The sequence below is a fragment of the Pedococcus sp. P2_F6 genome (genome assembly GCF_056403675.1).
On record NZ_JBFUEZ010000010.1, the window covers coordinates 1 to 22,984 of the forward strand.

General features: G+C 66.9%; 20 protein-coding genes and 2 pseudogenes. 8 read left to right on the top strand and 14 right to left on the bottom strand.

What is annotated here, in order from left to right; translation table 11 throughout:
* From AC1DWP_RS19010 to AC1DWP_RS19025, 4 genes are all read right to left on the bottom strand, one after another.
* Positions 1–682, bottom strand: a 682-nt coding sequence (locus tag AC1DWP_RS19010; RefSeq protein WP_477616058.1) for an ABC transporter ATP-binding protein, incomplete at its 3' end; no start/stop codon positions are given.
* The gene (locus AC1DWP_RS19015) at positions 679–1,644 is read right to left on the bottom strand and encodes an ABC transporter permease (RefSeq protein ID WP_477616059.1); all 966 of its coding nucleotides are present in this window, start codon (positions 1,642–1,644) and stop codon (positions 679–681) included. The genes AC1DWP_RS19015 and AC1DWP_RS19010, both read right to left, overlap by 4 nt.
* Positions 1,637–2,578, bottom strand: coding sequence for an ABC transporter permease (locus AC1DWP_RS19020; protein WP_477616060.1), 942 nt, complete (start codon positions 2,576–2,578; stop codon positions 1,637–1,639). The genes AC1DWP_RS19015 and AC1DWP_RS19020 overlap by 8 nt, the downstream gene beginning before the upstream one ends.
* A gap of 208 nt (positions 2,579–2,786) precedes the next feature.
* Positions 2,787–3,197: a nuclear transport factor 2 family protein gene (locus tag AC1DWP_RS19025; RefSeq protein ID WP_477616061.1), complete on the bottom strand. Its 411-nt coding sequence runs from the start codon at positions 3,195–3,197 to the stop codon at positions 2,787–2,789.
* 527 nt (positions 3,198–3,724) lie between these two features.
* On the opposite strand from AC1DWP_RS19025, the gene AC1DWP_RS19030 reads away from it, so the two are divergent.
* A complete protein-coding gene (locus AC1DWP_RS19030) occupies positions 3,725–4,813 on the top strand; it encodes a homoserine dehydrogenase (protein ID WP_477616062.1) in 1,089 nt (362 codons plus the stop codon).
* Positions 4,806–6,233: an aldehyde dehydrogenase family protein gene (locus AC1DWP_RS19035; protein WP_477616063.1), complete on the top strand. Its 1,428-nt coding sequence runs from the start codon at positions 4,806–4,808 to the stop codon at positions 6,231–6,233. Before AC1DWP_RS19030 ends, AC1DWP_RS19035 begins: the two co-directional genes overlap by 8 nt.
* Positions 6,234–6,318: 85 nt before the next feature.
* Here the strand turns inward: AC1DWP_RS19035 and AC1DWP_RS19040 are convergent, their stop codons facing one another.
* A complete protein-coding gene (locus AC1DWP_RS19040; protein WP_477616064.1) occupies positions 6,319–6,780 on the bottom strand; it encodes an Lrp/AsnC family transcriptional regulator in 462 nt (153 codons plus the stop codon).
* A complete protein-coding gene (locus tag AC1DWP_RS19045; protein WP_477616065.1) occupies positions 6,767–7,606 on the bottom strand; it encodes an HAD hydrolase-like protein in 840 nt (279 codons plus the stop codon). Before AC1DWP_RS19045 ends, AC1DWP_RS19040 begins: the two co-directional genes overlap by 14 nt.
* 636 nt (positions 7,607–8,242) lie before the next feature.
* Here AC1DWP_RS19045 and AC1DWP_RS19050 point away from each other — a divergent pair.
* Entirely contained in the window at positions 8,243–9,763 is a 1,521-nt protein-coding gene (locus tag AC1DWP_RS19050) for an NAD(P)/FAD-dependent oxidoreductase (RefSeq protein ID WP_477616066.1), read from the top strand.
* Between the two features lie 171 nt (positions 9,764–9,934).
* The gene (locus tag AC1DWP_RS19055) at positions 9,935–11,434 is read left to right on the top strand and encodes an NAD-dependent succinate-semialdehyde dehydrogenase (protein ID WP_477616067.1); all 1,500 of its coding nucleotides are present in this window, start codon (positions 9,935–9,937) and stop codon (positions 11,432–11,434) included.
* A gap of 8 nt (positions 11,435–11,442) precedes the next feature.
* On the opposite strand, the gene AC1DWP_RS19060 is transcribed toward AC1DWP_RS19055, so the two are convergent.
* Entirely contained in the window at positions 11,443–12,321 is an 879-nt protein-coding gene (locus tag AC1DWP_RS19060; RefSeq protein WP_477616068.1) for a LysR substrate-binding domain-containing protein, read from the bottom strand.
* A 134-nt stretch (positions 12,322–12,455) separates the two neighbouring features.
* Between AC1DWP_RS19060 and AC1DWP_RS19065 the strand changes: the two genes are divergently transcribed.
* Genes AC1DWP_RS19065 through AC1DWP_RS19075 form a run of 3 tightly spaced genes read left to right on the top strand, consistent with a single transcriptional unit; the run spans position 12,456 to position 15,337 of the window.
* Complete coding sequence (locus AC1DWP_RS19065) at positions 12,456–13,649, top strand: four-carbon acid sugar kinase family protein (RefSeq protein ID WP_477616069.1); 1,194 nt, start codon at positions 12,456–12,458, stop codon at positions 13,647–13,649.
* Positions 13,646–14,635: a 4-hydroxythreonine-4-phosphate dehydrogenase PdxA gene (pdxA, locus tag AC1DWP_RS19070; protein ID WP_477616070.1), complete on the top strand. Its 990-nt coding sequence runs from the start codon at positions 13,646–13,648 to the stop codon at positions 14,633–14,635. The genes AC1DWP_RS19065 and pdxA overlap by 4 nt, the downstream gene beginning before the upstream one ends.
* 42 nt (positions 14,636–14,677) lie before the next feature.
* The gene (locus AC1DWP_RS19075; protein WP_477616071.1) at positions 14,678–15,337 is read left to right on the top strand and encodes a HisA/HisF-related TIM barrel protein; all 660 of its coding nucleotides are present in this window, start codon (positions 14,678–14,680) and stop codon (positions 15,335–15,337) included.
* 46 nt (positions 15,338–15,383) lie between these two features.
* Here AC1DWP_RS19075 and AC1DWP_RS19080 read toward each other — a convergent pair.
* From AC1DWP_RS19080 to AC1DWP_RS19105, 6 genes and pseudogenes are all read right to left on the bottom strand, one after another.
* Positions 15,384–16,224: pseudogene (locus tag AC1DWP_RS19080) on the bottom strand (integrase core domain-containing protein).
* A gap of 407 nt (positions 16,225–16,631) precedes the next feature.
* Entirely contained in the window at positions 16,632–17,711 is a 1,080-nt protein-coding gene (locus AC1DWP_RS19085; protein WP_477616072.1) for an IS110 family RNA-guided transposase, read from the bottom strand.
* Between the two features lie 124 nt (positions 17,712–17,835).
* Positions 17,836–18,846 (bottom strand): annotated as a pseudogene (locus AC1DWP_RS19090) (IS481 family transposase).
* A 122-nt stretch (positions 18,847–18,968) separates the two neighbouring features.
* Entirely contained in the window at positions 18,969–19,703 is a 735-nt protein-coding gene (locus AC1DWP_RS19095) for an SDR family NAD(P)-dependent oxidoreductase (protein WP_477616073.1), read from the bottom strand.
* A 69-nt stretch (positions 19,704–19,772) separates the two neighbouring features.
* Positions 19,773–20,879: an alanine racemase gene (locus AC1DWP_RS19100; RefSeq protein WP_477616074.1), complete on the bottom strand. Its 1,107-nt coding sequence runs from the start codon at positions 20,877–20,879 to the stop codon at positions 19,773–19,775.
* Between the two features lie 99 nt (positions 20,880–20,978).
* Positions 20,979–21,455, bottom strand: coding sequence for a RidA family protein (locus tag AC1DWP_RS19105; protein ID WP_477616075.1), 477 nt, complete (start codon positions 21,453–21,455; stop codon positions 20,979–20,981).
* 239 nt (positions 21,456–21,694) lie between these two features.
* Between AC1DWP_RS19105 and AC1DWP_RS19110 the strand changes: the two genes are divergently transcribed.
* Complete coding sequence (locus AC1DWP_RS19110) at positions 21,695–22,195, top strand: Lrp/AsnC family transcriptional regulator (protein WP_477616076.1); 501 nt, start codon at positions 21,695–21,697, stop codon at positions 22,193–22,195.
* A gap of 124 nt (positions 22,196–22,319) precedes the next feature.
* Here the strand turns inward: AC1DWP_RS19110 and AC1DWP_RS19115 are convergent.
* Positions 22,320–22,984 (bottom strand): FAD-dependent oxidoreductase (locus tag AC1DWP_RS19115; RefSeq protein WP_477616077.1); only part of this gene is annotated, 665 nt, incomplete at its 5' end.

Below are 22,984 nucleotides of genomic sequence, written 5' to 3' on the forward strand. Positions count from 1 at the left end.
GGGTGATGAGCAGGATCGACAACCCCGACTCATCCCGCTTGCGCCTCAACAGGTCCAGGATCTGCGCCTGCACCGTCACATCCAGAGCCGTCGTGGGCTCGTCCGCGATCACGAGCTCCGGGTCCGCCGACAACGCCGCCGCGATCATCACCCGCTGCGCCATCCCACCGGACAGCTGATGAGCGAACGAAGACGCCCGCCGGGCCGGCTCCGGAATACCGACGTCGCGCAGCAAGTCGACCACTCGCGCCTTCGCCTCCCGCCGACCCACTCCGCGGTGCCGGCGCAGCGCCTCGACGACCTGACCGCCCACCCGGGCCGTCGGGTCCAACATCACCTTCGGCTGCTGAAAGAGCATCGCCACCTTGTTGCCGCGGACCTCGTCCCGCCGCTTGCCCGACATCGACAAGACATCCTCACCGTCCAGCACAGCGCTGCCCCCCACCACCTCAGCCCCCGGCGGAAGCAGACCCATCACGGTCAACGCGGTCAGGCTCTTGCCCGACCCCGACTCGCCCACCAACGCCACGATCTCCCCGCGTCGCACCGTCAGATCCATGCCGTCGATCGCCGGACCACCACCCACCTCAGGGAACTCCACCCGCAAGCCCCGGATCTCCAACAGGGTGGAGTTCGGGTCCGTCGGCGCCCCGACGGAGGACTGGTCAACTGGCTCGATCATGGCATCTCCGGCCTCTTGTCGATGGTGCCGCCAACCGGCACCACAGTCGCCTGCTTGCGGCGGGGTCTCTGTACGTCGAGGCCTTGTCCGATCATGGTCACGCTGAGTGCGGTGACGAAGATCGCCACGCCGGGAAGGATGCCGATCCAGGGGGCGGTCTCCATGTAGGGCTGCGCCTCCAGCAGCATGGCGCCCCAGTCTGAGTCCGGGGGCTGGACCCCCAGGCCGAGGTAGGACAGGGCGCCGACGGTGATCAGCTTGTGTCCGAACCGGAGAAAGCTCATGGCAGTCACGGGCCGGATCGCGTTCGGGATGACGTGGCGGAACAGGATGTACCACTTCGGGGAACCAAGGATCTCGGCAGCCTCGACGTACTCCTTGGCGTTGATCTCGAGCGCCAAGCCACGCATGAGGCGAGCGAAGGGGGTCCAGCCGGTGACGGTCAGCGCAGCGATCAACGTGCCGTAGCCGGTGCCGAGTACCGCGATCAGGAAGAGCGCGATGAGTACGTCGGGGAAGCAGACCAGCACGTCCACGGTCCTCATCAGAACCTCGTCGACCCAGCCGCCCCGTCGTGCGGCGAAGGCTCCCAGGACGGTACCGGCGACGGCGCAGATCACCAGGGTGATGGCTGCGATCGTGACGGAGAACCGGCCGCCCCACATCAGCCGCGAAAGCACGTCGCGACCGAGGTGGTCGGTACCCAGCCAGTGCTGCTGCGACGGGCCGGCCAGTGCGTGGCTCAGGTCTTGGACCGCCGGGTCGTGCGGTGCGATCCACGGCGTCAACAGCAACACCCCCAACACCAGCACCAGGATCGCCGCGCCGAGCTCGAACGTCCAGTGCCGCGTGCGCAGCCCCCTGATCGCCATGCCGAAGATGTTGGGCCGGTGCGACGGTGGTCCGGTCCGGCGCCAGGGCTCGGGCTTGGTTGCCGGTGGGGCGGTGGTGAGACTAGGCATGATTGACCCTGATCGCTGGATTGAGGATGCCGTAGAGCAGGTCGGTCAGCGTGGTCACGACGACCGCGATGGTCAGGATCCACATCATCCCGCCCTGGATCACCGGCACGTCGTTGTTGACCACGGAGGAGTAGAGCAGCCGACCCATCCCGGGGATGTTGAAGATCACCTCGATCACCACCGACCCTCCCAGCAGCCCGGCGAACCAGAAGGAGAAGAGGGTCATGACCGGGAGCATGCTGTTGCGCAGCCCGTGACGGACCAGGGTCCGAGGGAAGCTCAGGCCGCGGCTGCGCGCGGCGGTGATGTATGGCGCGGCCAGGACCTCTGTCATGGCGGCACGCGAGACCTGGGTGAAGTACCCCAGCGGCCGCAGCGCCAGCGCGACCGCCGGCATCACGATGTACGCCGCACCGGACCAGCCGCCAGAGGGCAACCAGCCCAGGTACCGGGCGAACACCAGCACCAACACCGGTGCCACCCAGTACTCCGGGGCCGAGACCGCGGTCTGGGAGGCGAACGTGGCCGCGTTGTCGATCCTGCCGCCCCGCTTGGTCGCCGCCGCGATTCCCAGCGGTAGCGCGATGACCAGCGCCAGGACCAGGGCCGCCATCGCGAGGCTGATCGAGACTGACAACGCCGGCCCGACCAGGCTGCCCACCGGGACCCGACTCGTGTAGGAGTAGCCGAAGTCACCGGTCACGGCATGCCCCAACCAGTGCAGGTACTGCTCGTGGATCGGTCGGTCCAGGCCGAGCTCCTTGCTCAGGGCGTCAACCTGCGCCTGGGTGAGCGCCGGGTCGCTGACCCTTGCCTGCAGGATCTTGCGCGCCGGATCCCCTTCCCCGGCATAGGGGATGAGGAACGCCAGCACGGAGACGACCCCCAACGTGATCAGCAAGACCAACGTCCTGCGTACCAGGAACATCAGCATCCGAGACTCCAAGCGTGAACGAGCATGGCCAACCGGTTCCTTGCGCTAATTGACGTCGAGGAGGTAGCGGATCGGTCTCGAGGGCGGGGCCGGGGCCGCAGGAGTGACATCAACTCAAGTACCTCTTCCGGCCGAGTTTCACAGCCGACCGCGCGGGCGACTGCCCGCCAAAGGCGCGTCTGCGACGGCCAGCCAGCAGCCGCTCGGCTCAAGTCTGAACAGCCTTGCGGTAGGCGATCTTTGCGGCCACCATTCCGTCGCGAAACCGGTAGAAGTCGGCACCGTGCATCGTGACCCGGGGCCTCTCCGGACCGTCCTCGACGCTGGTCCACATCGCGAACCCGCACTCACCCACGACATGGGTCTCGCCGTACTCGTGCCGTGACCGGCCAGGCTGATTCACTCCCATGCTGAGCAACGCGTTCCGGATCTGCTCGTGGCCGACGTAGCGCTGGCCCCAGGCCTGCGGGCCGCGGGATGCCTCGTACACCCCATCTGGAGGGGTCATCGACAGGATCGCGTCGATGTCGCCGTCGGCCCACGCCAACTGGTAGCGGTTCAGCAGCTCCACCAGTTCGGGTGCTGCGGCGCTGTCGCCGCGTGTGTGCTGGTTGGTCACGCACTCCTCCTCAAGCCGAGCCCTAGCTCCGGCAGCTCGCTGGACGTTCGTCCTACGTCGCCGGCCGATCAGACACTAGGGTGTGGACTCGCGGTTTTGGCGTCAAGCATCATGGGGGCAATGTCAGACCATCTGCGGTGAGATCGCGACTGGAATGCACCTGGAAGTGCTCCGAAGCCTTGATCGGAGTCAAATCGTCCAATCTGCAAGCGTGTGAGATCGGGCGTGGCAGAGGCGTTCTTCAAGCGTGATCGCTGGCAGGACTCGGGCCCTTGCGGCGCCGTGAAACAACCCCCTTGCTCAGGCGGTCGTAGGTGCCCTGACCACCCGCCCCAGGTGGAGGCCCCGGGGCGGGCGTTCACCCGGCCGGGCTTGGCCGCAACCCGTGGAGATCGACAGATCGTCACCCAGAGGTGCAGTTCGACAGGCTCTGTGGCCGTTTCGCCATGGAGCAACTGACTGGCGGGAGGGTGAGAATTTCAAGCAGAGCCACCGTGCAGGTGGGCGCACTGCCAAGGAGTGATCACATGGAACGGTACGACCTTTCCCTCATCGGATTCGGCGGCGTCAACCGCGCGCTCACCGAGCTCATCGTTCAGCGCGGCGACGCCCTGTCCGCCGATCTAGGGTTCACCTTGCGCGTCGTCGCGATCACGGACCTGCGAGCCGGTTCGCTGGTCGACATCGATGGGATCGACCTTGTACCGCTGCTGTCCGCGGAGCCCGGTTCGTTGAGCTTCGCCGCCTTGGCCGGCGGAAGTGCCGATCCGCGCAACGAATGGGTGATCCGCCACGTGCCCGCGGACATCGTGGTCGAGGCGACGTACACGAACCCCACCGACGGTGAGCCCGCCCTTTCCCATGTGCGCTGGGCCCTCGAGTCGGGCAAGCACGTGTGCACCACCAACAAGGGGCCGGTCGCCCTCGCGGGCCGGGCCCTCAAGAGGTTGGCCGCCAAGCACGATGTCAGCTTCGAGTTCGAGGGCTCGGTGCTCAGCGGCACTCCCGTGCTGCGTACCGCCCAGCGCCTGCTCGGCGGACTTGAGATCACCGGCGTTCAGGGCATCATGAACGGCACGTCGAATTACATCCTCGGCCGAATGGAAGAACAGATCGATCTGCCAGCGGCCGTCGCGGAAGCTCAGGCATTGGGATATGCCGAAGCCGACCCCACCGCCGACATCGAGGGCTACGACGTCCAGCTCAAGGTCATGATTTTGGCGAACGAGGTCCTCGGCGCCGACCTTCGCCGCGAGGACGTCCCGTGCGAGGGCATTTCCGCGATCACACCGCTGGAAGTGCAGGACGCCGTGTCGAAGGGGCTGCACTGGAAACTCGTCGGCTCCGCCACCCGCCAAGAGGACGGCAGCATCGAGGCCCGTGTCGCTCCGCTCGCCCTGCCGGCGCACCACCCGCTCGCCGGGATCTCGGGCCCCGGCAACGCGGTCGCCTTCCACACCGACCTCCTCGGCACGGTCACGGTGTCCGGACCCGGCGCTGGCCGGATCGAGACCGCCTATGCCCTGCTGTCGGACATCATCGCCATCCACCAGCGCCACGCCGACGACGACACCGCACTCACACGCCCTGTTCTCCAGGAGACTTACGGTGTCTGAAACCATCGTTCCCCCAAGCATCGAACTCGGCACCGACACCGCGCCCGTGCGCAACCCCTACACCCGCGAGATCATCGCCTCGGTGCCAATCCTCCATGCCACCGCCATCGGCAGCATCCTGCAGCAGGCCAGGTGCGGGCGCCGTACCGCGTCTTCACTGTCCCGCGCCGCTAGGGCGTCCATCCTGGAAGGCGCCTCCCATCTGGTCGAGGGGCGCGCCGAGTCCTTCGCGCAGCTGATCGTCAGCGAGGCCGGCAAGACCATCACCCAGGCCCGCAAAGAGGTCGCCCGCGCTGTCAACACCCTCTCGCTGTCTGCTGCCGAGGCCCGGCGCAACGCTGGCGAGGTCATCCCCTTCGACTCGTATGAGGGCTCCGAGAAGCGGCAGGGCTGGTTCACCCGCGAACCGCTGGGCATCATCGCCGCCATCACACCGTTCAACGACCCACTCAATCTGGTCGCCCACAAGCTCGGCCCCGCCATCGCCGGCGGCAACGCCGTCATCCTCAAACCGTCCGCCCTGACGCCGCTATCGGCACTCCGGCTGGTCGACACCCTCATCGAGGCCGGCCTGCCAGAGGAAGTCGTCACGGTCGTCAACGGCAATGCCGATATCGCCGCCGCCATCGTCTCCGCCCCCGACGTGCGCATGGTGTCCTTCACCGGGGGATTCGCCACCGGCGAGGCGATCTCTCGCACAGCCGGCCTCAAGAAGCTCGCCATGGACCTCGGAGGCAACGCCCCGGTCATCGTCATGGATGATGCCGATCTCGACGAGGCGGTGAGCTCGTGTGTCTCTGGCGCGTTCTGGGCTGCGGGTCAGAACTGCATCGGTGCCCAGAGGATCCTCATCGCCCACGAGGTCTACGAGCGGTTCCGCGACGCCTTCGTCGGGCACACTGAGCTGCTGCGCGTCGGCGACCCGCTGGACGACCTCACCGATGTCGGCCCCATGATCACCCCCGAGGCCGCGCTCGCCACCCAGGCGAAGGTCAACGCCGCCGTGGAACAGGGCGCAACCCTACTGTGCGGCAACGACATCGAGGGCTCCCTCTACATGCCGGCGGTCCTGGAAGGCGTCCCGGCCACCAGCTCGATCTGGCAGGAGGAAGCGTTCGCCCCCGTTGTGGTTCTTCAGCCGGTCGAGTCCTTCCAAGACGCGATCGAGCAGGCCAACGCCATCGACTACAGCCTCCACGCGGGCATCTTCACCTCGAGTCTGGACCGCGCGTTGGCCGCGGCTCGATTGCTGGAGGCTGGTGGCGTGATGATCAACGACTCGTCCGACTACCGATTCGATGCGATGCCGTTCGGTGGGTTCAAGTACGGCAGCATGGGGCGCGAAGGCGTGCGCTTCGCCTTCGAGGACATGACGCAGCCAAAGGTGGTCTGCATCAATCAGTTCGGCAGGGCGTCATGAGGGTCTTCCGGAGCTCGAGGGGCTACATGTCACAGGGCCGCCTTTGCTGAGCATGAGCGAAAGCTGTATCGGCCGACTGCGGTGATCATTCCCGCACCGGTGAACTTCGCAGTCCTTGCCGACGATTGACCTCACTGAACAGGGTGAGCGCCGTGACCGTGTCCCGTACGCCGGGCATCTTGGCGATGTCCTCCCAGATGTCCCGTACGCGTTCTAGCGAGGCCGCCTCCAGCCGCACCATGATGTCGAAGTCGCCACTGAGGATCTCGCATATGACGACCTCGGGAATGCGTTTGAGCGCAGCCAGCACGTCCCTGCCTCGCATGCGGTCCTGCCGGTAGATGAGTACCAGTGCCGAGACGATATCGCCGGTGTCGTCACCAGCACGGACGATGGTGTATGCCGCGATGTGTCCTTGCCGCTCCAGCCGCCCGATACGCTGGCGCACGGCGTTGCGCGACAACAACACCTTGCTGGCCAGGTCCGCGTAGGAGATGCGGGCGTTCCGAGTCAGTTCGGCAATGAGCTTCTCGTCAATCGCATCCACAACGGACAGCTCCTTCGTAGTTGAGGCTTCCACTCAGGAGCTCGCGACGGCGGGGTACTCGTGATTCGCTCCAGGACAGCAGCAGGCCAGCCAGATGCTGGGGCGACTCAGCAGTCGCGAGTGCTTCGGCCGACTCCTCCGGCGTCCCATATCCCCACAACACGCGGATCGCCGGATAGCCTTCGGCAGCGGCGCTCAGCACGTCGTAGCCCCGGTCCCCCACCATCAGTGGCCGGGAGACGTCCACTCCCTGCTCGTGCATGCGACGCAGGCACTCCCTGATCACCTGACGCTTGGTGGAACGTCCTTCCACATCGGATGTGCCGCACACGGTCACCATCCGGGCGGCCAGACCGTAGTGCTCAGCGACACGAACAGCCTGGTCCTCAACCTTCGAAGTGGCCACCGCCATGGGCCAGCCAGCCGCCGCCACTTCCTCCAGCAGCTCCGGGACGCCGTCATACACGCTGCTGTCCAGGGCGCCGACCTCGGCGTAATGGCGCCGGTACGACCGCACAGCGCTCTCAGCCGCCGAGTCGTCGAGGCCGACGACCTCGCGAAATGTCTGGCGCATGGGCGGCCCGACGAAGCTTCGCAGAACGTCCACAGCGAGCACCGGGACGTTAATCTCCCTGAGCGCGGCAGTGACGCTGGTTGTGATGCCAGGCGCGGAGTCGACAAGAGTGCCGTCAAGGTCGAGGAGGAGGCAGGAGGGCCGCCATCTCGTGGTCCTGCCCTGCATACATCGCCCGGTGGTGCGATCAGGGGTAGTGACACGGACGGCCTCCGCCGCCTGGTTCTGGCCGTCGGCGGGAGCGGTGCTCATATAGGACTCCTACTCAGTAGCCAGTCTCGCTCCGATTACAGCCATAGGCACATCGAGGCTGTGACAGGTCCCGTGCGCGCTCCACCCACCAGTTCCAGGGTCGCCATCCCTGCAGGGTGCCCGGCAGCGTTGTTGGCCGAGGTTAGGCAGCGGCGAGGCCATCGTCCAGCCTTGTGGGGAAATCACGAGACGGGTCAGTTCCACAGGCCAGAGGTTCCATACGATAAAACGGGGATGCACGCATTGGACGCAATATGGTCCGGAGCGGAATCCATCCACTTCCCCGCGCCCCCTCCTGCGCGGGGGACCTCGGGCGACGCCCAGCCACCCTTGGACAATCTGAACTAGTAGTCCAAATTGGCCAGGCAAACAAATAGCCATAATGCGATTCAGTACACGGATGTCTGGACATTACCGCCAGATCTGGACACATTTTCACGAGGGGCCCTAGCGTGTCCTCATGTCAGACATCCGAGCGCGGATGCCGAACGCACCCGGGACGTCTGGAAGGAAAGAGTGTGACCGCAGCCTTGCCGAGCGCGCGATGACCTACTCAGCTCGATCTCACCACACCGCTTTCTAGTGGTCATGCCAAACACCTCGTAGGGTCGCAAATGCTGCCTTGATGACTCTCGCTTGACCACGATTTGGCTTCCCATCTCCCGCAATCCTTCCTTCAGCATCACCAACATCTATTTCGGAGAGACGATCGTCATGAAGCTCACGGCATACGCAAAGAACGGGCCGGATGGTGCGGCCGGCCCCCCACCAGCAGCGGACCGCCCGTGGTCCCGGAGCCTGTGGCTCGACGGGGTGGTCCAGGACCTGAAGCCGAGAGAGCAGCTTTCCGGCGACCACACGTGTGATGTCGCGATCGTCGGAGCCGGATTCGGAGGGCTGTGGACGGCGTACTATCTCAAGGCGGCGGACCCGTCCCTGCGGGTCACCGTGGTCGAGGCGGAGATCGCGGGATTCGGCGCCGCTGGTCGCAATGGCGGTTTCGTCTCGTCCGGTATCGCCGGCAGCGGCGCGCGGTACGCACGACGTAGCGGTTGGGACAGCGTCCTGCGAGCCGAGCGCGAGGTCCAGCACGGGGTCGACGAGATCGGTCGCGTCGTGTCGGCAGAAGGCATTGACTGCGGCTACAAGAAATCCGGGGCGCTCACGGTGGCGACCACAGAGCCGCAAGTGCAGCGTCTCCAGGCAAGGGTCGAGGCGAAGCACCGTTTCGGGCTCGGTCCCGAGGACATCAGGCTCCTCACCGCTGACGAGTGTGCCGACCTCGTCCGCGGGGCTGAGGGAGTTCTCGCCGGGACCTTCACGCCGCACTGCGCTCGCGTCGACCCCGCACGGCTGGCTCGCGGGCTGGCCTCGGCCTGCGAGCGCCTGGGCGTCAAGATCTACGAACAGAGTCCGGCAGAGCACCTGCGCCCCAAGGTGGTTCAGTGCAGGAACGGACGAGTCCTGGCTGACGTCGTGGTTCGAGCAACGGAGTCCTACACGATCCGCGAGCGGGGCGAGCGACGCAGCTTCCTGCCCCTCTACTCCTTGATGATCGCTACCGAACCCCTCCCGCAGCAGACCTGGGATGAGCTCGGGTGGCAGGAGGGTCTGGGGATCGGGGACGTGAGGCACCTCTACTACTACTCCCAGCGCACGGTCGACGGAAGGATCGCACTGGGCGGCCGAGGAGCGCCATATCGGCTGACCAACCCCATCTCCCCCGACAACGAGCAGGATGCGCAGGTCTACGAACGTCTGTGCGAAACCCTGCGTGAAGCGTTTCCGGCTGCGGCCCAGGCTCGGATCACCCATCACTGGGGCGGCTCCCTGGCGGTCCCCCGCGACTGGTGCATGCGAACCACCTTCGACCGCGAAACGGGGCTGGGATTCGTCGGTGCCTTCGGCGGTCACGGCGTGACCGCCGCCAACATCTCTGGCCGCACGATGCGCGACCTGATTCTGGGCCACACCACGGATCTGACATCTCTTCCGTGGGTCGGACACCACACCAGGAACTGGGAACCTGAGCCGCTGCGGTTCATCGCCTCGAGGCTCATCACGAAGACGCTCACGTCGTCTGACGCCTACGAAGAGCGCACTGGGAACCCGGCGAAGCGCGCATGGCTGGTCAAGCCCTTTCTCCCACCGAGCTAGCTGATGTCATTCCCGTTCGCTCGAGCGACTTCTCCGACGGGTCCGCCCCGGTGGCGTTCGCGGTGGACGAGGAACCCCAGATCCAGGCCCTCAACCGGTCCGCCACCCGTCGATGAACCCTGCGAGTTCGCCGACGCAATGGACCACTACCTCGCCAACGGGAGAAGCCCAGTGACCACCGATCTTCCTGCTCGACCGCATCCACAGCTCGCGGCAGCCAACCCGGACCTGGTCCGGGCCGCCCACAACGTGCTACGCACATTGGATCTGCCCACCGGGACAACCGGGTTAAAAGTGCGCAACCCCGCGAACGATCAGGTTCTGGCAAGCCTGCCGGACACCGCACCGGCAGAGGCGCTGGAGGCGGTCGCTCTGGCCGACGAAGCCGGCCGGGAGTGGGCTGCCATGACTCCTCGCGTGCGCGCCGACACCCTGCGCCGCTGGTATGAGCTCCTGACCACGCACGCAGAGCAGATCGCGCTCCTGATCACCCTTGAAATGGGCAAGTCGCTTGCTGAGGCGCGCGCCGAGGTGACTTACGGCAGCGACTTCGTCCGCTGGTACGCGGAGGAAGCGGTTCGACCGGGCGGCAATGTCCGGGAGGCTCCCACGGGTGGAGGCACCCTCCTGACACGCCGCGCCCCGGTTGGGCTGTCGGTGATCATCACCCCGTGGAACTTCCCGCTGGCGATGGCCACCCGCAAGATCGCACCAGCGTTGGCAGCCGGCTGTCCGGTGGTCATCAAGCCAGCCAACCTCACGCCACTGACGACCTATTACGCCGTCAGCCTGGCACTGGAGGCCGGAGTTCCCACGAACCTCATCAAGGTGATCAGCACCAGCGACCCGTCTGCCTTCAGCGAGACGGTGCTTCGGGACCCGCGCGTCCGCAAGATCTCCTTCACTGGATCGACCGGTGTCGGGAAAGTGCTCCTGCGCCTCGCCGCTGACAACGTGCTCCGGGCATCCATGGAGCTCGGTGGAAACGCACCACTCATCATCTTCGACGATGCCGATCTGGAGCGAGCCGTGAACGGCGCCTACGCGGCCAAGATGCGCAATAACGGCCAGTCGTGCATTGCGGCGAACCGCATCTACGTCCAAGACGGCATCGCCGAGGCGTTCATCGAAGGACTCACCGAGAAGATGTCTGACGTGGTCACTGGCGATGGACTGGCGGACAACGTCGCCCTCGGGCCGCTCATCGACGATCGCGCCGTCAAGGCCATGGAACGTCTCGTCGAAGATGCCGTCGTTCAAGGCGCAACCGTGCTCACCGGCGGGCGCCGCATCGAGGGCCCGGGTCACTTCTTCCCGGCGACGTTGATCGACCACGTATCGCCCAGCGCCGAGATCGCCAACACGGAGATCTTCGGTCCTGTTGCGGCGATCCAGCGCTTCAGCAGCCAGGCCGAGGTGGTGCAGCGGGCCAACGCGACCGAGTTCGGGCTCGCCGGCTATGTGTTCACCGAAAGTGTTGACCGAGCCCTCAACGTGGCCGACGCCCTGGAGACCGGACTCGTGGGCATCAACCAGGGCGTTCCCTCCAACGCAGCCGCTCCGTTTGGTGGGCTCAAGCACTCAGGTCTCGGTCGGGAGGGGAGCTCCGAAGGCCTCGAGGAGTACCAGGAGGTGCGGTTCTACAACCTTGCCCGACGGGACACCGCCTGAACCAGCGGTCAGGCCGGTTCGGGATCGTTCTCGAGCTGGCTCGTCTTGGCCCGCAGCCAAGCCGTCAACTGGCGGACGCGTCCGTCTTGCTCGGGTGATTGACGGCTGAGGAGGTAGTAGCTGCTGCCGTCGGGAACGAAACCGAAGGGTGCGACGAGGTGCCCTCGCTCCAGGTCGTCGCGGACGACGGCATACGGGGCGATTGCGACCCCGACGCCGGCCGAGGCGGCTTGGAGGGTCAGGTAGAAGTGCTCCAATGTCTGGTGGGAGGCGGGCTCTGCCTTCATGCCGGTGATACGTCGCCAGTCGTCCCACGCCTCCGGCCGTGTGTCGGTGTGCAGAAGGGCTACCTGTGATAGGCCGGCGGCGCCGGTCAGGCGGGTCGCGAGGTCCGGCCGACAGACGGGTCCGATCCGCTCGGCGAACAAGCGAGTCCGGCTCGCCTTCTCGGGGAATGTGAAGTCGTCTCGGCGGATCGCGAGGTCGATGTTGTCCCGGTCGAAGAAGACGGGGCCGCCGCCTGCTGACAGGTGAACGGCGACGTCTGGCACGTTCACGGCCAGATCCGGGAGCCGGGGAATAAGCCATCGCATCAGGAGTGTGGGCTCGCACGAGAGAGTGAGCGGCCCTGCGGGTGTTCGGTGTGAGATCTGCTGGGCTGCCGCATCGATCTGGTCGAGCGCGTCCCGGACGATGGCCGCCAGTTGGCGCGCCTGCGGCGTCGGGCGCAGGGCGCGTGTCTGTCGCTCGAACAGTGGTACTCCAAGGAATCGTTCCAGGTTCTGGACCTGTCGGCTGACCGCGCCGTGCGTGACATGCAGTTCCTGTGCCGCCGCCGTCATGCTCGCGTGGCGAACGGTCGCCTCGAATGGCAGCAGCGAGTTCAAAGGTGGAAGGGCAGACCATCGCATGCGTGAACTTTACTCACACGTCTTGTGCAAATGAATCGTTTGTCCTGCGCTTTCATCTGCACGAGTATTGATCTAGTCACAGAGCAGGCCGGCTACCGGAAAGGTGGGGCATGACATTACGCAACGTCGCGCCGCAGGGTATCGCCATCCTGGCCGATGACCTCACCAGCGCAGGGGACGGTGCCGCCCCCTTCCGTCAGCAAGGTCACGACGCCCGGATCCTGCTCAGCACCCCAGCACGCGTGGCGCAGGGCGCCGCGGGCGTGATCGCGGTTGACCTCGGGACCCGGGTGCTGGACCAGGAGGCCGCCGCGTCGCGTACCTGGCGCGCGGGCCGCCTATTCGCTGGGTCTGAGCTGCTCTTCAAAACGGTGGATTCCACCCTGCGCGGCCATGTCGCGGCGGAGGTCCGGGCCGCATGGTCGGGATCGCGGAGGCAGGCCGTCATCGTCGCGCCGGCCTTCCCCGCGGAGGGCAGAGCGACGGTGGCGGGAGTCCAGCACGTGCGGGGTGTACCGGTCGACGAGAGCGACTATGCCCGCGACCCGGTCCATCCCGTGCGTTGCTCGAACCTGACCACACTGTTCCCGGATGCCGTTCTCCGGGAGCCAGAACGGGCAGCCGAGCTGCCCACACTGATCGACAACGGTGACCTCATCGTCTACTCCGCGGCCGACGACGGCGACCTCGACCGCCTGGTGGCCGCGGTGCCACGACTCGACGACGTGTTGTGGGTCGGCTCCCCCGGTCTGGCGGCCGCCCTGGCCAGAAGGTGTGGCCGCGCCGCGCGCAGCAACGCCGCACTGCCCACCCCGGCCAGACGTACCCTGATCGTCGTCGGCAGCACCAACCCGGCGACCCGACGGCAGCTGGCCAAGCTGCACACCAGGATGGACGTCCAGGGCGTCACCGTCAGCGTCGATCCGGACGCGACCGTGGCGACGCTGCGAGGCCTGACAGCCCCCTTCCTCACCCTGCAGACACCCGATGAACGCCACACACCGCAGACCGCACAACTACTCGCCCTCTCTCAGGCAGCAGTCGTCCAGGCGCTGACCGAAGACCACACCGTCGACGCACTCATCATCACCGGGGGAGAAACCGCCACCACCGTGCTGCAGCCCCTCGGGGCCACCGGCATCGACCTACTGGACGAACCCGAACCGGGCGTCGTGCGCGGATCTCTGATCGGCCGCATCCCCCTTCCTGTGCTGATCAAGGCAGGCGGCTTCGGCGACGACGCCACGCTGCTGCGTCTCTGCCACCTCATCCGACATCCCCTCGACCAAGGAGAGCACGCATGACCCCGATCGCCATCACCATGGGCGACCCCTGCGGAATCGGCCCCGAGATCACCCTCAAGGCGTGCGCCGACTCCCGGCGCACCGTACCCGTCGTCGTCATCGGCGACCTGGACGTTCTCACCCGCGCGAACAAGGTCGCCGAGACCCAGCTCGCAATCCGCCCCATCTCATCGGTCGACCAGGCGACGTTCGTCCCCGGGACGGTGTATGTCCTTGCGCAGAACGGCCTTCCGGCCGGCCTGCCCTGGGGCACCCTCGACGCACGAGCCGGAGCGGCGTCCTTTCAGTACGTCCGCCGCGGTATCGAGCTGGCGATGGCCCACGAGATACGGGCTCTGGTGACCGCACCGATCAACAAGGAAGCACTGCGCATGGCCGGCGTCCCCTACCCCGGGCACACGGAGATCCTCGCCGACCTGTCGAGCACCACCGACTACGCGATGATGTTGGCCACCGAGGAGTTGCGGATCGTCTTGGTCACTGTGCACCAATCACTCCGCACCGCGATCGACGCCATCACCACGGACCGCGTACTCAACATCATCCGCCTCACCCACCGCACGCTCCAGGGCAGCGGCCTGCCCGCCCCCCGCATCGCCGTCGCCGGCCTCAACCCCCACGCAGGGGAGAACGGCCTGTTCGGCCGCGAGGACCTGGACATCATCACCCCAGCGATCCAAGCCGCGCAAGACGAAGGCATCCAGGCCAGCGGACCCTGGCCCGCCGACACCGTCTTCATGCGAGCCCGCGCCGGAGCCTTCGACGTCGTGATCGCCCAGTACCACGACCAGGGCCTCATCCCCGTGAAGTATCTGGGGATCGAACACGGCGTCAACATCACCATCGGCCTGCCGTTCGTCCGCACCAGCGTCGACCACGGCACCGCCTTCGACATCGCCGGTCTCGGCACGGCCGACCACACCAGCTTGCTCGCCGCCCTGACCCAGGCCGAACGCCTGTCTTCAGGGGTACCGCACCGTCCCTGACCCACCGACTCACATCACCCCGGAACAGAAAGCCGAAGGACCATGGACTTCATCTTCATGCTCACCCGCGACGACCGCACCGTCACCGACTGCCTTGAGGTCCTCGACACCATCGAGGACCTCGGCATCACCCACATCGGCTTCAAAGACATCGGTGTCGACCCCGACACCCTCGGCCAGCTCCACACCCGCATCAAGGACATGGGCGCCACCACCTACCTCGAAGTCGTCAGCACCCACCGGGACCAGGCACTTGCCTCAGTCCGGACCGCCACCGATCTCGGCGTCGACTGGCTCATGGGCGGCACCTGGATCGAGGAGACCCTCGATCTCCTGCACGGCACCTCCATCGGCTACCTGCCCTTTCCCGGTGAACCCCTCGGGCACCCGACGCGCCTTGCCGGCAACCCGGACCGCATCGCGGATGACTGCCGACGAGCGGAGGCCGCCGGCTGCGCCGGCGTCGACCTCCTCGCCTACCGCGCCACCGATGCCGACCCTCTCGACCTCGTCCGCGCCGCCCGCGCGGCAACCGCCGGCCGCCTGGTCGTCGCCGGTTCCATCACCAGGACCGACCAGATACAGGCGCTCGCATCAGCCGGGGTCGACGCCTTCACCATCGGATCCGCCGCTTTCGACGGTTCGCTGCAGCCCCAGGCCGGCACCCTCCGATCCCAACTGGCGCCCGTGGTGGGTCTGTAGCGAGACCGCCCCTGGGACCCAGGAAATGCCTAGATATACCGAGTCATCAGGTGAGTAGCAGGCGGCTGACGTGTGGGAGTCCTGCGAGTGCGCGGTGGCGCCGGTGAGTGTTGTACTGCTCGATCCAGGGCGCAAGGGCGGCAGGGCGGGCGGTGCTGCTGGTGAAGACATGTCGGTAGGCCCACTCGGTTTGAAGGGTGCGTTGAGTCGTTCGATGTTGCCGTTTTGCCAGGGCAATAAGGTCGGATGAATACCTGACGGATGCCGTGTCGGGCGCACGTTTCGCGTAGCGAGTACCGGTAGGCCCAGGCGTTGTCGGTCATCAGCCGCTCGATCCGGTGACGCCGTGCTCGGCGAAGCAGCTGATCGCCCGGTCGAGAAACCCCGCACAGGTCGAGCCCTTCTCGTCGGGCAGGACCTCGGAGTAGGCCAGGCGGGAGTGATCGTCGACCTGGAAGTGCAGCTCGCCGGGTCGAGCTCCGTTGTTCCGGACCGCGGTGACCTCGCTGGCCCGGATGGTCTCACCGGTGATCGGATCCGGCGCCGCCCGCCTGGGCCTTCCGCGGCGGGACAGGACCCGAGAGACGGTGCGGGCCGGGACGCCCAGCTCGGCACCGATCCACTCCGGACCCGACGCTCACGCCGTCGCAATTAGATGACCCGTGCCTCGATCTCCTGCGGTGTCCTGGTCGGACTCCGGTCCGGGCGTGAGGACCTGTCGGGCAGACCCGCCTTGCCCTCGGCGCTGAATGGGTCGATCCAGGTGCGTACGCATTTGCGTGAGACCCCGACGCTGAAGCGATTGGGCATTGGGCCAGCCGGCTTTGGTGCCGCTGCACGCTCAGCAGTCCGCCATGGGCGGTCAGGCACGCATTACCGTGGGACACGAGAACCTCCGAGCGAGTGTGGGCCTTAGACAAGCCACACCTCACTCGGAGGTTCTCCTCACGTCAACGGGTCAGGACCGACACCAACATCATGGCCGGGTACACCTGATATGGAGTGACTTCCTGTCAAGAGCGCAGGTCGAGGCGCCGTCCGGAATGACTCCGGGCGGCGCCTCTGTGCTCGGCTCCGGGGGGCTGTGCTGGCGTGCGTGTCAGTGCGACGCGCGGTCAGGCTGATATGCGCGGGTTGGGTACCGCAGGACGGTGCTGTTCGGCTGGAGCGGGTCCGCATGTCTAGCGTCGAGCGTCACAACTGGGATCGTGGATCCTGTTGCGGCTCATAGGTGTTCCGCGGATCACTCCACGCGCTGCCGTCAGCGGGGGCCGGGAAGTCGAGCGGCCTGTGGTCAGTCCATGACGGCCAAGGACCAGCACCAGCCGGCCAGCTCGCGGGCGATGGCGACGTTGGCGACCACGGGCCGCTTGCCGCGCGCGTTGAACCGGACCCACCGGGCGTGCAGCCGCCGGTTCCCGGCATCGCCTCGGGCCCGTGCAGCGGCGGGGGCCAGGTCCCACCGGTCCCGCATCGTCTTGCCGACGACGTACCGCTGCTGGTGGTGCCACGCGGCTTCGACGAGCAGCCGACGGGCGTGCCCGTTGCCGGTCTTGGTGATCCCGCCCTGAACCCGAGAGGCCCCCGAGGAGTGCTCGCACGGCACCAGCCCGACGTAGGACCCAATCGAGGGCCCGGTGAAGCGGTGCCAGTCACCGATCTCGACCGCCAGGGCGAACCCGGTCAGGGTCGAGACGCCGCGCAGGCAACCAAGCCGGTACACGACCGCGGTGAACTCCGACTCGGCCGCCATCGCGGTGATCGCCGCATCGAGCCGGTCCCGGCGGGCAAGGACCGTCAGGACCGCGTCATAGTCGGAGTCGAACGCCAACCGCCCGGCCGAGGTGGGCAGCTGCTGCTGACGCAACCAGGCGTCGTGACGGCCCGTCCACGCCTGGCCACCGGCGTACACGATCCCGTGCCGCAGCAACAGCTTGGACACCCGGTGCCGGGCCCGCATCAAGTCACCGCGACAGTCCTCCCGGGCGCGAACAAGGTCCCGAGCCGCCTCCTGATCGACGCTCGGGACCGTCACCGACGTCACCTCGTCCAGACGCAAGAGCCGGGCCAAGTGCAGCGCGTCGCGCTGGTCGGTCTTGACTCGATCCCCGCTCGGTCGCTGCAGCTTGCTCGGCGCCGCCACCTCACACCGCACCCCTGCCAAGGTCAACGCCCGGTACAGCCCGAACCCCGTCGGGCCTGCCTCGTACGTGGCCGCGACCGGCCCGGGCAAGCCCCGCACCCACCGCAGGACATCGCCGTGGTCCGGGGTCAGCCGGGCCTTAAAGACCTCACCGGTGACGCCGTCGATCGCCGCGGCGACGACCGATCGTGCGTGCACATCCAGTCCCACACTCGTACGCTCGATGAACACCGGGGCCTCCCACACATGTCGGATAGGCCGAGCAGGTAGCCCCTACTCGGTAACCCACGAATCTGTGTGAGTGAGGCCCCGGCCCGCAACCACCCAGCAAACCCGAGCAGTCACTCCATACCGTCTAGATGTGATGTCCAGCCAGGTTGTCCAACCTGGTGATGGGTGCAACCTTGCCGATCGCTGAGTGGGGCCGGTGGTGGTTGTACTCGTGGAGCCATGCTGGCAGGACGGCGAGCCGATCGGCTTCGGAGGGATAGAACTTCTTGAAGGCCCATCCGTCGGCCAGGGTGCGGTGGCAGCGCTCGATCTTGCCGTTGGTCTGTGGTTGGTAGGGGCGGGTGCGCTTGGGTGTGATGCCAAGTTCGAGGCAGGTGTCACGCCATAGGTACGAACGGTAGGCGCCGCCGTTGTCGGACAACACTTGGCGGACCGTGACGCCGCGTTCGGCGAACCAGGCAACCGCGTTGCGCAGCACCAGCGCGGCGGTCTCCTTGGTCTCGTTCTCGTGGGCTTCGACGTAGGCGACGCGGGAGTGGTCGTCGATCACGGTGTGCAGGTAGCAGGTCCCGATCAGAGGCTGGTGGTACGCGCTCTTGGGTGCGCCGGTGCGGGCCGACGTCGTGGCACGGTTCCTGCCGCCCTGCTGGCGACCGACCTACCTCCAGCCGCCGCCGTCGGGGACCCTGCCCAGCTTCTTGACGTCCACGTGGAGCAGGTCCCCGGGCTGGTCGTGCTCATACCGGCGGATCCGCTCACCGGTGACCCGGTCGAGGTAGGTGAGCCGGTTGAGCCGGCACCGCACCAGGACCGCGTGCCCCGTCGAGGCCTGGATCCCGAGCTGGTCGGCGATGGCGACCGGACCCAGCCGGTGCCGCAGCCGCAACGCCACGATCCTGCGGACCACCGCGGCAGGGGTCCGGCCGGCCTGCCGGTGCGGCGCCGAGGAACGGTCAACCATCCCTGCCGGACCTTCGTCGCGGTACCTGGCCGCCCACTTGGCTGCGGTCTTCCACGACACGTCGTACCGTTCGGCGGCCCGCGCCGGCGGCCAGCCGTGGTCGATGATCAAGCGCGCCAGCCGCAACCGGGCCCGTGGAGTCAGGGCTGCGTTCGAGTGGGTAGCGTGGGACACGAAGACCTCCTGGGTGAAGCGGTTTCTTAGACAGCTCCACTTCACACGGGGAGGTCTTCACCCATCCACAGCCTCAAACCGTGTCGTCACACAAACTCGACCAACGTGCCTGGACATCACACCTAGAAGGCGGTGTACCCGCCGTCGACGGGGAGGACCGCTCCGGTGATATACGACGACTCCGACGACGCCAGGAAGAGGATGGCGTCGGCCACCTCCTCAGGGGTGGCGAGGCGTTGCAGCGGCATCTGGGACTCCCGCTGGCGGCGGTACGCCTCGGGGTCGGGCCGGCGCTGGATCGATGCCTCGATGATCGGGGTGGTGGTCAGGCCGGGCGCGACGACGTTGACGCGGATGTTGCGCGGAGCCCACTCGATCGCCGCACCTTTGGCGAGCATGATCAGGCCGCCCTTGGCCGCTGAGTACAGCACTTGATCCGGGATGCCGACGATGCCGAGCCGCGAGCTCACGCACACGATCGAGCCACCGGTTGCGGGCATCAGCGGCGCGAAGTGCTTCATCACCAGGAACGAGCTGAGCAGGTTGCTGTGGAGCACATTCCTCGCGTCCTCATACGCCATGTCGGTGAGCGGGCTGCTGGCCTGCAGGCCGTGGTTGAGGACGACCACGTCGACCGACCCGAAGGACTCCGCGGCCTGCGCCGCCAGGCCTGCGACGAACGCCTCGTCGTTGAGGTCCCCGGGCAGGTACACGTCGTCGGGCTGGGCGCTGTCCAGCTGCTCGCGGCGGCCGGTCAGCATCAGCCGCGCGCCCTCGCGGCGGAAGTGGGAGCTCACCGCCTCGCCGATCCCGCTGCTAGCGCCGGTGACCAGCGCGGTCACCTTCTCGAGTCTCATCTCGGCTTCTCCTGGAGGTTCTGGGGGATGGGATTGGGTGTGGGCGTTGGGGGCAGGCTTCGTGGACGGTCAGCTGAGGAGCCCGCGTGCGGCGACCGGCCACCGCTCCAGCATCGTGCCCTCGGTGTCGGTGACGAGGAGCTCCTCGAAGCTAGCCACGACCGGGCACACGTGGTTGGGCACTACGGGGACCACGGTGCCGACGCTCGGACGCGACTCGCCACCGGGCACTGCAACGAATCCGTGGTACTCGTTGAGCTTCGCCAGGACCGCCTTCTTCCCGGCGATCCCGCCGTACCCGATCTCGGGGGTGCCCTCCCGGCCCAGGGCCTTGGTTCCGACGTCGAGGATCACCTGGTCGGGGACCCAGTCGCTGACCACGGTGGCTGCGACGAACAGCGCGATCTGGTCCTCCTCGCACGCTCCGAGCCTCGTGTTGCCCAGGTCGCAGAAGACGTACTCACCGGGACGGATCTCGGTGATCGGGCTGCCGGTCGAGTACGCGAAGGTAGGCGTAGAGCCGGCGCTGACCACGTCGGCCGTGATGCCGACGGTGTCGAGGCTGCGCACCGCGGCCGTCAGCGCGGCTTCCTGGTCCTGCGCCGCAGGCTCACGAGAACCAGGACCGGCGCTGCCGTGTCCCGGGTAGGTGTAGACCCCGGCCGGCACCAGTCCACGGTTGCGGGCGGCACGTGCGAGGCTGCCCGCGGCCTCAGGGGGAGCTCCGGAGCGGTGAGCGCCGCAGTCGACTTCGACCACCACCTGGAGCCGGTCCGGCTCCTCGCCCATTGCGTCGGCGAGAGCGTCGATCGCGGCCAGGTTGTCCACCCCCACCCGCATCCGGGTGGTCTCTGCGAGTCTCCGGATCCGCGGTCCCTTCGTGCCCGACGGCCATACCGGGTAGGCGAGAAAGATGTCTTCGAACCCGGCGCCGGCGAAGACCTCGGCCTCACCGACGTTGCCTGCAGTGATCCCCACTGCTCCCGCTTCGAGTTGGCGCCGACCGACCTCGATGCACTTGTGCGTCTTGACATGAGGCCTGACGTCGAGGTCATGCTCGGCGGCGAAGCCCTGCATGCGGTCGATGTTGCGCTGCATCACGTCGGCAAGCACGATCGGCATGGGGGTGTCCACCCGGTCGCGCAGGCCGTCGAGTACTCGTTGAAGCTGGTGCACATTCTCTCCTTAGAACAGTCGGAAGGGCTCGATTCGACTGACGGGGCGCCCGGTTCTTCTGACTGTGGAACGAGGCCGGCGCGCCTCTGTCGGGCAGTCCTATGCCGCCGTGCAGACCATCTGGATCTCGACCGGGCTGTTCAGCGGCAAGCTGGCGACTCCGATGGCGGTGCGCGCGTGCCGCCCGTTCTCGCCCAGCACCTCCAGAAGCAGATCACTGGCGGCGTCGGCGACGCGCGACTGCTCACCGAGCTCCGGCGTGCTGGCCACGAAGACCAGCATCTGCACGATCCGTACCCGGTCCAGGCCGCCAACCGCGTCAGCTGCAACAGCGAGCGCGTTGAGCGCGGCCTGGCGCGCGAGCACCCGGGCGGTCTCCACCTCGACGTCCCGGCCCACGATGCCCTGGCCCAGCAGCCAATCGTCCTTGTACGGCAGCTGGCCGGCGATGTAGATGCTGGCGTCCAACTTGCGGTGGTTCACGTACTTCGTGTTATCACGGGCAGCGGGCAGGTCCAGGCCGAGGGCCTGGAGCCGCTCCGTGGCAGAACCGCGCTCGGTGTGAATCTCAGTCATCTGTTCCAGATCTCCTCGTCAACTGCGACGTCTGACCTGATGACGTTAGGACGGCCTCTGAATCAAAGTCCAGATCGGGCCCAGAATGCCAGGCATTCGTACTCCGTACACACTCCTGCATAGATATTCGTACGAGCAGCGCCTCCGAAAATACGCTGATCGTCCAACCTCGTGTTAGACTGCTACGGAACGTCGGCGGCACGCTCAACATCAGCGCACGACTCGGCACGAGGTGGACCATGGCGCAACGACAGAACGCTGGACCAGCAGACCAGTCGATCGACGACATCGACCTCGCCCTGCTGCACGCGCTCCAGGAAGACGCACGCGCACCGATCGGCGCGTTGAGCAAGGCCGCCGCGGTCTCCCGTGCCACGGCATACGCTCGGCTGTCCCGGCTGCGGGAGGAGGGAATCATTGAGTCCCTGACCGTCACGGTCAACCCAAAGCGCGTCGGACTCACCGTCACCGCCATAGTCATGCTCCGGTCCACGACCGACGTCTGGAAGCCGTGGGCGGACCTGATGCCGATAATCAAGGAGATGCCCGAGGTTGAGTACGCGGCGGACATCGCCGGGGAGTTCGACATCATGCTGCTCGTGCGGCTGCGGGACGTCGAACACCTACAACGCTTCATCACTGACGAGCTGCGACCGCGTATCCCCGGCATTGCCGGTGTCCGCACATTCCTGGTGCTCAACGAAGTTCCCGAACGCACGCTCGTGCTGCCCACAAGGTAACCACCAGCAGGCCCCTGGGGCGATGCCGACGAAGCGGAGCGACCACAGAACCACGATGCCGGGTCACGGCATACGACGTGGGCTTTGGCATCGACGGACCCCCGGTTGGTGCCACGCGAGCAGTTCACCTCAGCTGCACGGCGGGAGAGTTTGGAAGCAAAGGTGCGGCAAGGGAATCACGCAGTTCGTTGTTGACGATGTCGAGCTTTTCGGCGGCGTTGAGGGCGACCGCACCGACGAGACGGCCTCGACGACGCATGGCCACCACGGCCTCGCCCGCCTCGACCGAGCCCCAGACGACCTCGCTGGAGTCCGCCTTGGACGGGAAGCCGATCCCGCGGATGGCGGCGCGGTGGATGGTGGTTCCGAACACGGGAGGCTCGGTCTGGGCATGTCCCTTCGCGGGGCCCAGTAGCAGGTTGGTCGCCGCGACGGAGGCTTGGTGTCGAGCGCTGGCCCAGTGCTCCACTCGCACTGCTTCGCCGTCCAGAAGAGGTTGCGGGGCGCGGGCGACGTCACCCACGCCCACCACGACGTCGGAGCCAGCGGCGTGCAGTGTGGCTCGACAGAGTAGACCGTCCGCGAGGTCCAGTCCGGTGCCTTGGAGCCACTCGGTGTTCGGTTGGGTGCCCGTCGCGAGAACCACCACGTCAGCAGCCAACCGACTCCCGGTGTCCAGGCGAACGCCGCACAGCATTCCCGCGCGCACGTCGAGGGCCGTGAGCCGGGAGTCCGTGAGCAGCGTGACGCCGTGCTCCAGGTGCAGCCTCCGAAGATGGGTCGCGACAC

Bases quoted from the DNA above. Each gene is read 5' to 3' on its own strand.
- AC1DWP_RS19015 (WP_477616059.1), bottom strand. From the start codon at position 1,644: ATGCCTAGTCTCACCACCGCCCCACCGGCAACCAAGCCCGAGCCCTGG.
- AC1DWP_RS19020 (WP_477616060.1), bottom strand. From the start codon at position 2,578: ATGCTGATGTTCCTGGTACGCAGGACGTTGGTCTTGCTGATCACGTTG.
- AC1DWP_RS19030 (WP_477616062.1), top strand. From the start codon at position 3,725: ATGGAACGGTACGACCTTTCCCTCATCGGATTCGGCGGCGTCAACCGC.
- AC1DWP_RS19045 (WP_477616065.1), bottom strand. From the start codon at position 7,606: ATGAGCACCGCTCCCGCCGACGGCCAGAACCAGGCGGCGGAGGCCGTC.
- AC1DWP_RS19065 (WP_477616069.1), top strand. From the start codon at position 12,456: ATGACATTACGCAACGTCGCGCCGCAGGGTATCGCCATCCTGGCCGAT.
- pdxA (WP_477616070.1), top strand. From the start codon at position 13,646: ATGACCCCGATCGCCATCACCATGGGCGACCCCTGCGGAATCGGCCCC.
- AC1DWP_RS19075 (WP_477616071.1), top strand. From the start codon at position 14,678: ATGGACTTCATCTTCATGCTCACCCGCGACGACCGCACCGTCACCGAC.
- AC1DWP_RS19095 (WP_477616073.1), bottom strand. From the start codon at position 19,703: ATGAGACTCGAGAAGGTGACCGCGCTGGTCACCGGCGCTAGCAGCGGG.
- AC1DWP_RS19105 (WP_477616075.1), bottom strand. From the start codon at position 21,455: ATGACTGAGATTCACACCGAGCGCGGTTCTGCCACGGAGCGGCTCCAG.
- AC1DWP_RS19110 (WP_477616076.1), top strand. From the start codon at position 21,695: ATGGCGCAACGACAGAACGCTGGACCAGCAGACCAGTCGATCGACGAC.